This window comes from Acidocella aminolytica 101 = DSM 11237, assembly GCF_900129125.1.
Taxonomy (GTDB): Bacteria; Pseudomonadota; Alphaproteobacteria; order Acetobacterales; family Acetobacteraceae; genus Acidocella; species Acidocella aminolytica.
Genome location: NZ_FQVJ01000004.1, coordinates 60,397 through 72,766, shown reverse-complemented (window position 1 = coordinate 72,766; position 12,370 = coordinate 60,397). Strand labels below are relative to the sequence as shown.

General features: G+C 61.9%; 13 protein-coding genes. 8 read left to right on the top strand and 5 right to left on the bottom strand.

The window, feature by feature from the left end:
• Positions 1 to 45: 45 nt before the first annotated feature.
• On the top strand, positions 46 to 987 hold the full coding sequence (locus tag BUB54_RS03400; protein ID WP_048879116.1) for a mitochondrial fission ELM1 family protein: 942 nt from the start codon (positions 46 to 48) through the stop codon (positions 985 to 987).
• Entirely contained in the window at positions 981 to 2,867 is a 1,887-nt protein-coding gene (locus BUB54_RS03395) for a hypothetical protein (protein WP_048879117.1), read from the top strand. Before BUB54_RS03400 ends, BUB54_RS03395 begins: the two co-directional genes overlap by 7 nt.
• Positions 2,868 to 2,875: 8 nt before the next feature.
• Here BUB54_RS03395 and BUB54_RS03390 read toward each other — a convergent pair whose 3' ends face one another.
• The 4 genes from BUB54_RS03390 to BUB54_RS03375 all read right to left on the bottom strand — a co-directional run bounded on the left by BUB54_RS03390 (position 2,876) and on the right by BUB54_RS03375 (position 5,926).
• Positions 2,876 to 3,430, bottom strand: coding sequence for a lipocalin family protein (locus BUB54_RS03390; protein WP_082075674.1), 555 nt, complete (start codon positions 3,428 to 3,430; stop codon positions 2,876 to 2,878).
• 84 nt (positions 3,431 to 3,514) lie between these two features.
• Positions 3,515 to 4,276 carry an arginyltransferase gene (locus BUB54_RS03385; protein WP_048879119.1) on the bottom strand — a complete coding sequence of 254 codons (762 nt, stop codon included), beginning with the start codon at positions 4,274 to 4,276 and terminating at the stop codon, positions 3,515 to 3,517.
• Positions 4,277 to 4,311: 35 nt separating this feature from the next.
• Positions 4,312 to 4,773, bottom strand: coding sequence for an RDD family protein (locus BUB54_RS03380; RefSeq protein WP_048879120.1), 462 nt, complete (start codon positions 4,771 to 4,773; stop codon positions 4,312 to 4,314).
• On the bottom strand, positions 4,736 to 5,926 hold the full coding sequence (locus BUB54_RS03375; protein ID WP_082075670.1) for a glycosyltransferase family 87 protein: 1,191 nt from the start codon (positions 5,924 to 5,926) through the stop codon (positions 4,736 to 4,738). Before BUB54_RS03375 ends, BUB54_RS03380 begins: the two co-directional genes overlap by 38 nt.
• A 49-nt stretch (positions 5,927 to 5,975) precedes the next feature.
• Here BUB54_RS03375 and BUB54_RS03370 point away from each other — a divergent pair, with 49 nt between their 5' ends.
• Positions 5,976 to 6,830, top strand: coding sequence for an alpha/beta fold hydrolase (locus BUB54_RS03370; protein ID WP_048879122.1), 855 nt, complete (start codon positions 5,976 to 5,978; stop codon positions 6,828 to 6,830).
• Between the two features lie 98 nt (positions 6,831 to 6,928).
• On the top strand, positions 6,929 to 7,774 hold the full coding sequence (locus tag BUB54_RS03365) for a YihY/virulence factor BrkB family protein (protein WP_048879135.1): 846 nt from the start codon (positions 6,929 to 6,931) through the stop codon (positions 7,772 to 7,774).
• Here BUB54_RS03365 and BUB54_RS03360 read toward each other — a convergent pair.
• Positions 7,754 to 8,554 (bottom strand): sulfite exporter TauE/SafE family protein, encoded by an 801-nt coding sequence (locus BUB54_RS03360; RefSeq protein ID WP_048879123.1) that lies wholly within the window; start codon positions 8,552 to 8,554, stop codon positions 7,754 to 7,756. The genes BUB54_RS03365 and BUB54_RS03360 overlap by 21 nt on opposite strands.
• A 91-nt stretch (positions 8,555 to 8,645) precedes the next feature.
• On the opposite strand from BUB54_RS03360, the gene BUB54_RS03355 reads away from it, so the two are divergent.
• The 4 genes from BUB54_RS03355 to BUB54_RS03340 are packed head-to-tail and all read left to right on the top strand — an operon-like array spanning position 8,646 to position 12,365.
• Positions 8,646 to 9,281: a lysophospholipid acyltransferase family protein gene (locus tag BUB54_RS03355; RefSeq protein ID WP_139284773.1), complete on the top strand. Its 636-nt coding sequence runs from the start codon at positions 8,646 to 8,648 to the stop codon at positions 9,279 to 9,281.
• A complete protein-coding gene (locus BUB54_RS03350; protein ID WP_073211245.1) occupies positions 9,278 to 10,510 on the top strand; it encodes a 3-deoxy-D-manno-octulosonic acid transferase in 1,233 nt (410 codons plus the stop codon). Before BUB54_RS03355 ends, BUB54_RS03350 begins: the two co-directional genes overlap by 4 nt.
• Complete coding sequence (lpxK, locus tag BUB54_RS03345; RefSeq protein WP_048880151.1) at positions 10,507 to 11,451, top strand: tetraacyldisaccharide 4'-kinase; 945 nt, start codon at positions 10,507 to 10,509, stop codon at positions 11,449 to 11,451. Before BUB54_RS03350 ends, lpxK begins: the two co-directional genes overlap by 4 nt.
• Positions 11,448 to 12,365 (top strand): lysophospholipid acyltransferase family protein, encoded by a 918-nt coding sequence (locus BUB54_RS03340; RefSeq protein WP_048880152.1) that lies wholly within the window; start codon positions 11,448 to 11,450, stop codon positions 12,363 to 12,365. Before lpxK ends, BUB54_RS03340 begins: the two co-directional genes overlap by 4 nt.
• Positions 12,366 to 12,370 lie beyond the last annotated feature (5 nt).

Below are 12,370 nucleotides of genomic sequence, written 5' to 3'. Positions count from 1 at the left end.
CGGCTGGGTTGACGTTATCCCCTTGCCGCCGCAAAGCCGGGCACCATGTGTGAAGCGCGTATTATCTGCACTGATCTCGCGGGTTTGAAATCTCAGGCGCTGGGGCTGGCGGAAGCTGCCGGGCTGGCTCCGGATTTTCGGGCGTTGCGGTTCCGGGCGCCATGGCGGCATATCCCCACCAATTTCTGGTTCAATCCCCACTGGGCGGTGGGGGCGGAGCTGTTCGCGGCGCCATTGCCGCCGGTGGTAATCGGCGCGGGAGGAGCTGGCGCACGCGTGGCGGCGGCGCTGCGCGGACGGGATGTGAAGGCCGTGGCCATCCAGCATCCACGCATGGCGCTGGCGCGGTTCGATGCGATTCTCGCGGGGCGGCATGACGGGATTGAAGGGCCGAACGTGATCGTAACCCGCACCGCGCTGCATCGTGTGACGCGAACCCGGCTGGCGTTAGAAAAAGCGGTGTGGGCGCCGCGCTTCGCGCATCTGCCGCGCCCGCTGGTGGCGGTGCTGCTGGGCGGTTCCAACGGGCGTTACCGGTTTGAAGCGGCCGAGGCGACCCTGTTGGCGGCGCAACTGGCGGATATCATGCGGCAGGGGGCGGGGTTGATGATCACGCCGTCACGCCGCACGGCGCCGGAGGTGATGGCGATTCTGCGCGCGGCGTTGGAGCCGCTGGGCGCCTGGATCTGGGATTTTATCGGCGAGAACCCTTATTTCGGGATGCTGGCTTGCGCGGACGAGGTCGTATGCACGGCGGATTCTGTCTCCATGGTCTCCGAGGCAGTGGCCACCAGCGCGCCGGTATTGCTGGTGCGCCTGCCGGGCAAATCCGCGCGTATCGGCGCCTTCATGGACGCGCTGGTGGCGGATGGCCGGGTACGGGATTTTGCAGGGCGGCTGGAGCTGTGGGATACAGCGCCACTGGATGACACGGAATGGGCGGGCCAGGAGCTGCGCCGCCGCCTGGGAGTTTGTGACGGATGCTGAATATTGAAACCTTCGACAATGTACGGGGCGGCAATGTCGTTTATAAGGCGCTGTCGCATCCGCTGGCGGCGCGGGCCCTGACCAGGCTGGCGGAGACGGTCGGGCCGGTGGCTTTGTTCGACCCGGATGGCATTGCCGGGCCGCTGCTCGCTTTATGCCCGGCTTTCGAGGTCGAGGGGCTGTATGTGCAGGACACCCAGGCGATCGGCCAGATCCGGACCGGGCATGTGGCACGCGCTCTGCTGGACCTGCCGCAGGCGCGGGTGCGGAAAGTGCTGCTGGCGGCCTTCGATGCCGGGCGCCGCGCCCAGCATTTGCAAACCCTGCTGCCGCCCGGTGCGGAGCTGGTGACGCTTGATGCCGTGAAGCTGCCGGAAGATTGGCTCTCCGTGTCGAGGCGTTATCTGGAGCCCCGGAATTTCGCCACGAATTTCGTGTTTTTTCGTGACGATGAACGTTTTGCCACGCGCCTGACTACGGCCAATTACTGGGCGGGTTATGGCGCGAAGGAAGTCCTATTTCAGCATATTTTGTTTGACCAAGGTGGGCAGGTTTTGGCGGAATGGGCGCAGAAATCCCCCACCGGGCCTGGCGGCTATGTGGTGGACAGCCGGGAGGTACGCGCACGCTTTGGGCTGAAGCCCTTTACCGGGCAGCTTTTTATCCATGCCATCGGTGTCGCGGGGCATGATGTGGTGAAATATGCGCTGGATACCTACGCTACGGATAACGGTGCCTCGCTCTCCTGCACGCATGACGCCAATGCCTGGCCAGCCGCGCGCTTTGCCGGGCTGCCCGCGCCGCGCGCGGATGAGCGCGTGATTCTCTGGGTGCAGAACAGCCATGGCGTGCCAATTCCGGCGGGCGATCTGGCGCTGGACCGTATGGGCGCGGATGCGCCGGTGGCGCTGGAGGAGGAGATACCGCCTTTTGCCACCCGCGCGCTGGACGTGGCGGAACTTTTCCCGGATCTGCGCTGGCCCGCCCAGCTTGAGGTCCGCGCCGGGCGGCATGTGGTGCGCCCGCGCTATGAGGTTGTGCGGGAAGGACGCACGCGCATCGCGCATGTGAATGTCGAGCGCGCGGATTTGCGTCCTGACCCTGAGATTAAGGCGCTGCATCCCTCCATGGGGCGCGGCTATTTGCTGCCGTTTCCGGTGCTGCCGCGTGGGCGGTTCCGCACTTTCGCGCTGCCCACCCCGATGGTGGAGGCTGAACGCGACATGCCGCTGCGGCTGGATGTGTTCACCCCGCAGGGCGAGAAGATCGCTGAAAAATTCCTGGGCCGCCTGCCGCGCAACCATGAATGCGCGGTTGATCTCGACGATCTGCTGCCGGACGGCGCGCTGCTGGAAGGCGGCCACGCGGAACTCGTCTATGATTTCCGTGACGGCGGTGAGGCGGATGGCTGGCTGCACGCTTTGTTTCGCTTTGAGGATCGGGCCAACGGCCATGCGGCGGAAAGCAGCTTCGGCGCGCATATTTTCAATACGCTGATGGTCTATAAGAACGAGCCGCAAAGCTATACCGGTAAGCCGCCAGGGCTTTCCACGCGGTTGTTCCTGAAGCTGGGTTTCGGCGGGCGGGAGAGCTTTTGCGTGCTGATTTATCCGGCTTCGGCGCCGTGGGAAGAACATTCCAGCACTGACCTGGAACTGTATGATGCGAACGGGGTGCTGCTGGAAACCTCACGTATCCGCATTGCTTGTTCAGGGTCAAAGCTCATGCGGCCAGATCAGCATTTTGCCCCCGCCGCGCTGCGGGCGGCAGGCGAGGCGGGATATGTGCTAATCCGTGATGTGACTTGCCGTCTTTTCGGCTTTCATGGGTTGGAGGATGAGGCGGGCGGCTTCTCGCTCGACCATATGTTTGGGTTCTGAGCCGTGCTTCAGGGCTGCGTGGTGATCACCAGCCGTGAAGTATCATACCCCAGTGCGGTGGCACGCTTGATGAGGCTGTGCCGCTCCATCTCCTCCGGCACCTGCTGCCGGGACAGCAGCCAGAGATAGCGACCCGTGGGATCCCCCACGATTGACCAGCTGTAATCTTCCGCATGGTCCATGACCCAGTAATTGCCAATATAAAGAGGGCCGTAAAAGCTAATTTTCAGCTTGGCCCCTTGTGAGCCGGGGACAATTTTGGCCGTGCCGCGGGCGGTACGGAACTTACCATCCGGTGCGCGGCAGCTATTCACCACATCAATCTTGCCGTCCGGCCGCAGGCGGTATTCAGCGCTGACACCTTCACAACCTTTCTCGAAAGCCTGTTCATATCGGGCAACCTCATACCACCGCCCGAGATAGGCGTTGAGGTCCACGGGTTTGAGCGGTTCTGGCACCAGCGGGTTGCCGACAGGTGAGCGCCGACTCCAGACCGTGTAACCAGCCACTGCGAGAACGGGTAAGGACAGTGCTGCGAGGTGATGCAGTTTAGGGCGCGGCATGGCCATCTGAGACAGACCTTCGGCTGTTTGATGCTTGAGTTTTGCAGATGGGCACGGTGCGGCCGCGCGTCCAGCCCTAAAATCTCAGACGGGTTGTGACAGCAGGCCGGAGAACAGCGGCGTAGCCTCGCCCAGCGGTTTCCATTTGCCGCCGCGCAATACTTCGCTGGGTTGGAATTTGGCCTTGTAGGCCATTTTCTTGCTCTCCTCGACCCAATAGCCGAGATAGACATTCTCAAGATTTAGCGCCACCGCGCGGCGCACCAGCCAGATGATCGCGTAGGTGCCAAGCGAACGCGGCCCCAGTTCTGTTTCAAAAAAGCTGTAAACGGCTGAAAGCCCATCTTCCAGCCGGTCTGTCAGGCAGGCGCCCACCAGCCGTCCGCTGGGTAGGCGGAATTCCACAAGGGAGGTTTCGATCGGCGTGTCTTCCACCATGGCACGGTAATCGTAAAAGCTCATGGTGGACATATCGCCATCCCCATGCCGGGCGCTCTGGTAAGCCTGAAACAGCGCATATTGCTCGGCCGTGGCGCGAGGTGGCATTTCCTGTACCAGCAAGTCGGCGTTGCGGCGTTCGATGCGCTTTTGCGTGCGGTCTGGCCTGAAGGCATCGGCGCGGATGCGAATGGGCACGCATGCATTGCAACCAGGGCAGACCGGCGCATAAGCAATGTTGTGGCTGCGCCTGAAACCGCCGCGCGAAAGCCGGTCATGCAATGTTTCGGCAGAGACGCCCGCGAGTTCCGTGACCACTTTGCGTTCTGTCCGCCCACGAATGTAAGGGCAGGGCAGAGGGGCGGTGGTGTAGAAGAAGTGTGGTCTCCTGGCGGGCTTGAAGCTCATTGTAAGCCCTATGTTTGAGACTCGCGCGCCCGGCGTCAATAAGGAAATTGCGTGGCGCGGATTAGTGTTAGACCGGACAGCATGTCATGTGCCGTGCGGCGGCGCGGACTCAAGAAGGCAAGCAGAAAAGGCAGCCCCGCCAGCGCGAAGCTGAGCCAAAGCAGCAGCGACCAGACAAAGGACTGGGCCAGCGTTGGGGCGGCCAGCGTTGTGTCCTGCCGGACAGCAAGCCCGGCCATGCGCTGGCCCGGCGTGGCGCCGGTGCCGCCAATCAGCAGCGTGTAATAAACAAACGGCAGCCAGGGCAGAATGTGAAAGGCAATCCACCCAAACCCGAAAGTCAGCACGCCGAAAATGGCGATGGCGAAGACCATGGCCCAGCCGAAGATGCTCATGAAAATGGCATCCATGATCAGGGCCGCGCAGCGGCGTAGAATCACGCCTTCCGATAGCGCTTGATCAGGCGGTTGAGGGGGGTAGAACAGGGTCTGGCTCATGCATCGAGTCTGCCCCTTTTCGTGCCGAAAACGCAAGGGCTATCAAGGCAAGCAGACATGCAGCCAGCAGGGGGGAATAGAAAAACCAAGGTGAGAAAGCTGAGAGCAGCAAGAATGGCGCAAGATAGGTAACGCTCCCCAGCGCCTGCATTGCTTTGCCGGGCACAGCTTCCAGCCCGAGGGCCAGGGCGGCGATAATAGAGAGACTGTCATAAGCGTAAGCATGTGGTTGGGCGAGAAAGCTGGCGATTAGAGCGATTCCCACCGCCAACCGGTACGGAACACACCGGGCTGCCCAAACCGTCAAGGCGATCATCATCAGCCCGCACAGCCCTTGCACGGCCCAGATGGTCGCAGGCCCGGCGCCAAGCATCGCGAGATTGGCGGCAGGTGTGATAACCGGGGCGATATTGAGGTGTGACGCTTGGAAATAACCATTTTGATAGGCCGGCATGGCGTGCAGCCAGAGTGGCCATAAGGTGGCGGGTAGAAAGAGGCAGGCCGCGCCCGCCAGCACCAGGGTGGTGAGGCTGGCGGTGAGGATGCAACGCCGGGCGTCGCGCGCGAGTAGAAACACGGCCACCAGCAGCCCAAACTGCGGCTTAAGCGTCAGCAGCCCGAACCAAACCCCAGCTAACGCCGGGCGTTTTGGCAGGTAGGCAAACCCCGCCAGCAGCAACGCGGTGGCGAACAGGCCGGTTTGCCCGGTGGCAATGCAGAGCAAAGCTGCGGGGCTTGCCAAAAGCCCCGCCAGCGCCGCCCAGGGACGGGCAGGAAACAAGGCGCGCGTGCCTAAGGCCAATGCAATGACCCCCAGCGCGGTCCAGACGAGTTCAGCGGCGCCGAAGGGCAGCGTCTTCAGCCAGGACAGCGCCAGCAGCATCGGCGGCGGGTAGATGTAGGGGTAAAAGCTGTGAAAGCCTGGATACAGCTTTTGCTCAAATGCTTTAAGCGAGGCGGCGTTATAGATCCACTCCGGATGCGCCCCGGCGGCAAACCGCGGATAAGCCCAAAACGCCATGAAATCGCTATTCAGCCTCGCTTTGCTTACTAACAGCAAGGCCAGTAAGGTTAAATTCAGCGCGGCGCACCCGGCGATGAGCCGCATTATATTCAAACGGGCCGGGTTGGTTGTGGCGCGGGTCGGCATCATTTATGGCCATAAGGCAGGATTACAGAGCGGTCGAGAGAAGGAGTAGCGCATGGCGCGGGCAGGGGCTGTCAATTATTTGTTTGGCACGCGCTTTTACAAAATGGCTTATGTCGAGTTTGGCAATCCGGCCGCGCCCGCCGTAGTCTGCGTGCATGGACTGACACGCAATGGCCGGGATTTCGATGCGCTGGCGGAGGCACTGTCCGACCGGTTCCATGTTATTTGCCCAGACCTGCCAGGACGCGGAAAATCCGACTGGTTGCAGGATGGGCTGGCCTACCAGCCGCCGACCTACGTGGTGGCACTGGCGCATTTGCTGGCCCAACTTAATAAGCCGGTGTCCTGGGTTGGCACATCTCTGGGCGGGATTTGTGGCATGATGATCGCCGCCGCGCAGAATACGCCGATCAAGAAGCTGGTGTTGAATGATATTGGCCCTTACATCCCTTCAGCCTCGTTGCAGCGTATCCGTGATTATATGCTGGAGGCGCCGGAGCGTTTTGGGTCAATGGCGGACCTCACCCAGCATCTGCGCGAGGTTCATGCGCCGTTTGGCTTGCTTTCTGATGCGGAGTGGGCGCATCTGGCCCGGTTCTCCGCCCGGCAGGTGCTGGACCCCACCGGCAGCGGCAAGAGGATTGCCATGCATTACGACCCGAAGATCATCGACCCGATGCGTGCCGCCGTGCCGTTGGATGTGGATATGTGGCCTGTCTGGGAGATGATTCACGCGCCAAGACTGGTGATTCGCGGGGCTGAGAGCGATCTGCTGCTGTGCGAGACCTATGAGCGTATGTTGAAGGAAGGTGCCGAGGGCTATGTGGTGGCGGATGCGGGCCATGCCCCGGCGCTGATGGATTATGAGAGCCAGGCGCGGATTAAGGCTTTTCTGCTTGAAGGCTGAGACCTAAAGTGCGGATGAAGCTTGCATTACATGCTTGAATAAGCGGCTTGAATTTTTAAACTCATCTTATGGTGGGTCAGATATTCAGCCGCGCGAACATGCCGCGGGTTAAGAGTGCCGCAATCTTCGCCGCGCGGGCCACGGCCTCGCAGCGTGTGTCCCTGGTGGCGGCGGGATGTGCATTTTATGCCACCCTGGCGCTGTTCCCTACCATTACCATGCTGATCTCGCTTTACGGATTGGTGTTCGACCCGGATACGGTGCAGCCGCAGCTTGCTTATCTGCAAGGCTTCATGCCGCCGGATGTTTACATGCTGATATCGCAGCGGATTCAAAATCTGGTGGCGCAGCCCGCCAAGGGGCTGGGGCTGTCTTTTGCCGTGTCCTTACTGCTGTCGCTTTGGTCGTCCTCCACGGGCACGAAATCCGTGATCAATGCGCTAACGCTGGCTTATCATGAACGTGAGACGCGCGGGCTGATCCGCTTTCATCTGGTGGCGCTCAGCATGACCTTCATCGCCGTGCTGGGCACCATTCTGGCCATTGGCTTTCTGGTGTTTCTGCCGATCGCGATGGCGTATATCGGTCTGCCGGGGAATTTGGAGTTTCTGGTCGGGCTGATCAGCTTTGGGGCGATGATCAGCTTTGTCATCGTCGCGCTCGGGCTGCTTTACCGCTTTGGCCCGGCGGGGCAAGATCGCATGTTCTACGCGCCGGGGGCGACCATCGCCACGGTTGCGTGGCTCGCGGCAAGCTGGGCGTTTGGCTTGTACGTAGGCCGCTTTGCCGCCTACAGCGCGACATACGGTCCGCTGGCCACGATTATCGGCCTGATGATGTGGTTTTATATTTCGGCCTATGTCGTACTGTTTGGGGCTGAGTTTAACGCAGCGCTGGACCGACAGTGGCGCGGCCTGCAGGAGCTAGATCCCCAGCAAACCTGACCGCCGCAACATCTGCACTGCTGCCACGATAATGAACAGCAGCACCAGGGCGCGGAACAGCTTGGGCGGCAAGGCATCGCGCAGCGGGCGGCCAGCCACGATTCCCGCAATGACCGGAACAGCCGCCAGGGCGGAGATTAGAAGGTCTGTCTCATTGGCATGGCGGGATTGCCCGAACATGGCAATGAGCACGGCCACGGAGATCACTAGCACTAGCGCGATCTCTTTGGTGAAACGTTTGCCCGTGGCACCGGTGGCGATGAGATAGGTGGCCAGAAGCGGGCCTGGGATGGCTGAAACGCCCTCCATCAGCCCGCTGATAAATCCGGCTAGCAGCCCCATCGACGCGGCATACTTCTTTGGCAGGGTGAATTTCGGCGCGGCGAGCAGGGTGATGGCAGCGACGAGCAGGATGCATCCGGCCAGCCCCACGGCCAAATGCGCCGGAATCATGAACAGGATTTTCACCCCCAGCGCGATGCCAACCACCGCGCCGATGACCAGAAACCCGATGCTCTTGAGGGCAGGCCAAGTTTTTCCACCCTCCAGCGCCTGCGGAATGTTGCCGAGGATGATGGGCATGGAAAGCAAAAGCACTACCTGCTTGACCGTGAGCAACCCGGTGAGCAGAGGAATGGCAACCAGCGGCACGCCGATGCTCACAACTCCTTTCACCAGGCCGCCCAGGAGTAAAGCGCCGATGACAATCAGCCAGCCTTGCGCGGAAAGTGTGTGGAGCGTGGGCCAGAGCAGGCCGTGCGACAGCGTGAAAATAGACATGCGCGCCCGGTAAAGGTTGGGTCACGCGTTGGCAACTGCCGCCGGTTGGTGCTACCCGCGCTGGGTGCGTTCTTTGTTTAAATCCGCTCCTGTGCGAGCTGTCCTGGCCCGGCTGCTGGCCTGGTATATCCATGCCGTTTTGCGCTTGCAGCTTGGCTTCAGAATTGAAGGCGCGGAGAATATGCGCCTTTTGGCAGGTGAACAACCAATGATCACGGCCTTCTGGCACGAAACCCTGCCCACAATGCCGGTATTATGGCGGGAGGTGCATAAAGCCGGCATGATGCGCCCGGCAGTGGCATTGGCCAGCCGCCACCGGGATGGACAGTTAATTGGCAATATAATGCGAGCTTTGGGCATGGGGCTGGTGTCTGGTTCCAGTTCCAAGGGCGGCGTGGCTGGGATGCAGGAGCTTGTCCGCAGTATTAAAGGCGGCGCGCATGTCGCGATCACCCCGGATGGCCCGCGAGGCCCGGCCCGGCGCGCGGCGGCGGGTGTTGCGGCCTTGGCCGGAATCACGGGGGTGAAAATCCTGCCCTGCGCCGCGGCCACGAGCCGGTTTATCACCTTGCATAAAAGCTGGGATCAGATGCGGATACCGCTGCCATTCGGGCGGCTGGTGCTGGTATGCGGGGCGCCGGTGGAGGTGTCGCGTGAGGACTGGCGCGCCGCACTGCCTGCGATTGAGGCGGCGTTGAACGCGGCGCAAGAGCGGGCCGTGCCATGATTTTAGGGCTTTACGCGGGTGCAACCCGGTTGGCGCCGCCTGTGTTGCGGCGGATGTTGCGGCGCCGCGCGGGGCGGGGCAAGGAGGTAGCCGGGCGCCTAGGTGAGCGGGAGGGGTTCGCCTCATTGCCACGGCCTGAAGGGTCGCTGGTGTGGGTGCATGCCGCCAGTGTGGGGGAGACAATGTCCGCCCTGCCGCTGATTAAGCTGCTGGCGGCGCGCGGCCCGGTGCTGCTGACCACCGGCACGGTGACATCGGCCCTGCTGGCGGCGGCACGTTTGCCGGAAGGGGCCGTGCATCAATTCGTGCCGCTGGATGTGCCGCAATGGGGAGCTAGGTTTCTTGAGCATTGGCACCCGGATGCGGCGGTGTTTCTGGAAAGCGAGATCTGGCCCAATCTGCTGCTGGCCTGCGAGGCGCGGGGGATTCGTCGGTTTCTGGTCAATGGCCGGATCTCCGCTGCGTCCACCCGGAACTGGCGGTGTGCGGCGGGTTCGGCGAGGCGGCTGCTGGGTGGGTTTGCCGCCATCCATGCGCAATCAACTGGGGATGCCGCGCATTTCCGGGCGTTGGGGGCGGCGAGGGTGCTGGAGTGGGGCAATCTGAAATTCTTCGCGGCCCCCTTGCCGTATGACGAGGCAACCCTGGCTGCGCTGCAAGCCGCCTTACCGGGGCCGGTTTGGCTGGCTGCTAGTACGCATCCCGGTGAGGAGATACTGGTTTATGAAGCACATCAGGCCTTGCTGGGGGCGTTTCCAGGATTGGTGACAATCTTGGCGCCGCGTCATCCTGAACGTGGGGCTGAGGTGGCGGCGTTGTGTGGCGCCGCGCCGCGCCGTGCCTTGGGGCAGCCGCCAGTGGCTGGGCAGGTTTATGTGGCGGATACGCTGGGCGAGCTGGGGCTGTTTTTCCGGCTGGCATCGTTTGCATTCATTGGCAATTCTCTAGCCGGGTTTGGCGGGCACAATATCGTTGAACCCGCTTTGCTGTCCCGGCCTGTGATTTCCGGCCCGCATCTCGAGAATTTCCAGGAAGCGGCCGCGCGTTTGCGGATGGCTCAGGCGCTGGCTGAAGTGCAGGACGCTGCCGGGTTGGCCGGAACTGTGCGGGGCTGGCTGACTTTGCCGGAGGAGGCACGAGCGGCGGGTCAACGCGCGGCCGCGATTTTTGCGGAAGTGGAGCGATTGCCTGAACGCCTCGCAAGGCTCATCTTAGATGATGTGTCATGATAGCTCCCGAATTCTGGACCAGGCGTGGCCTTGCCGCGCAGCTTTTACGGCCCTTTGGGCTGATCACCCGCCTTGCTACGGCTAGGCGGGTGGGGCGGCCTGGGCTGTCGATTGGTATCAAGACGATATGCGTGGGCAATGCCAGTGTTGGCGGTGCAGGAAAAACCGTGGTGGCGCTGGATATTTTGTCACGCCTACCAGGGCTCCCTTTTGCGCTGACGCGTGGCTATGGCGGCGCGCTGGAGGGGCCGGTTCTAGTGGAACGTGGTCTGCACACCGCAGATGAGGTTGGGGATGAAGCGCTTTTGCTGGTCGACGCAGCCCCAACTGTAAAAGCCCGTGACCGCGCGGCGGGGGCTAGGTTGGCCTTGGCGGAGGGTGCTACCGCCATTGTCATGGATGATGGCTTGCAGAACCCGGCCTTGCAGAAAGATTTATCGTTATTGGTGATTGATGGCGGCTATGGGTTTGGTAACGGCTTGCTATTGCCCGCCGGGCCGCTGCGTGAGCCGGTGGCCTGCGCGGCACAGCGTTGCCATGCGGCGATACTCATTGGTAATGATGAAACCGGCGCCCTGGCGCAGCTTCCACCTTTTCTGCCGGTGTTGCGCGCTAATCTGATCCCGGACTGCATAGAGCCGCTGGGCCGTCGCCCGGTTATTGCTTTTGCGGGCATCGGCAGGCCAGATAAGTTCTTCCGCTCCGTATTGTCGTTGGGGGCGGAGTTGGTGGCCAGCCATGCCTACCCGGACCACCATGTTTACGAGGCGCGGGACGCAACGGCCTTGCTGGCTGAGGCCGCCAACAAAGGCGCTCGGTTGGTGACCACGGCGAAGGATTTTGTGAAGCTGCCTCCTAATCTGCGCGCGGCTTGTCTGGTGGTGCAGGCGCAGCTTGTCTGGGAGGATGAGCTTGCGCTGGAATTGTTGTTGAATGCATGAACGACGCGCCTTTGCCCTTTTCCCGGCGCGCTGAGGCGCTGGTTGTTCGCGCGCTGGTGAAGCTGCTTTCAGCCTTGCCGGTTACGGCGGCGTCCAGGCTGGGCGGTGCGGTGGCCCGGACGATTGGCCCGCTTTTGCCGGTTTCGCGCAAGGTGGGGGACGCTAATTTGAGGTTGGCTTTGCCAGCGCTTTCAGCGTCGCAGCGCCAGCGGATTATCCGGCAGGTCTGGGAAAATCTGGGTCAGAGCATTACAGAACTGGTGACCCTGAAGCAAATCCGCGAAGTTCCCGAGGGCAGTGACCAGCCCGGCTATGTGCTGACGGGCTGGAACGAGCATGTGGCGCCGAATCTGGCGCCCGGACAGCCGGTTCTGTTTTTTACCGGCCATCTCGGTAATTGGGAAGTGATGCCCGTTATGGCCGAGACGAAGGGGCTTGATTTCGGTTTTATGTATCGCGCCGCGTCCAATAAGGCGGTGGACGAGATTCTCGGCCGATTGCGGCGGCAAGGATATGGCAAGCCGGTGCAGATGTTCCCGAAAGGGGCCACGGGTGCCAGGGCGGCTTATGCGCATTTGCGAAAAGGCGGCGCGCTGGGGCTGCTGGTGGACCAGAAGTTGGATACCGGAGTGGCTGTGCCGTTTTTCGGCAAGACGGCCATGACCATGGATGCGCTGGCCAGCTTCGCGTTGAAATTCCGCTGCCCAGTTCTCCCGATTCACGTGGTCCGCAAAGGCCCGGCGCGGTTGCAGGTTATATGCGACCCGCCGCTGGCCTTGCCGGATAGTGGTGACAAACAGGCCGATATGCTGGCTGTGACAAACGCGATGAACCAAACCCTGGAAGGCTGGATCCGCGCCCGGCCCGGCGACTGGCTATGGCTGCATCGCCGTTGGCCGAAAGGCACGGTTTAGAAACG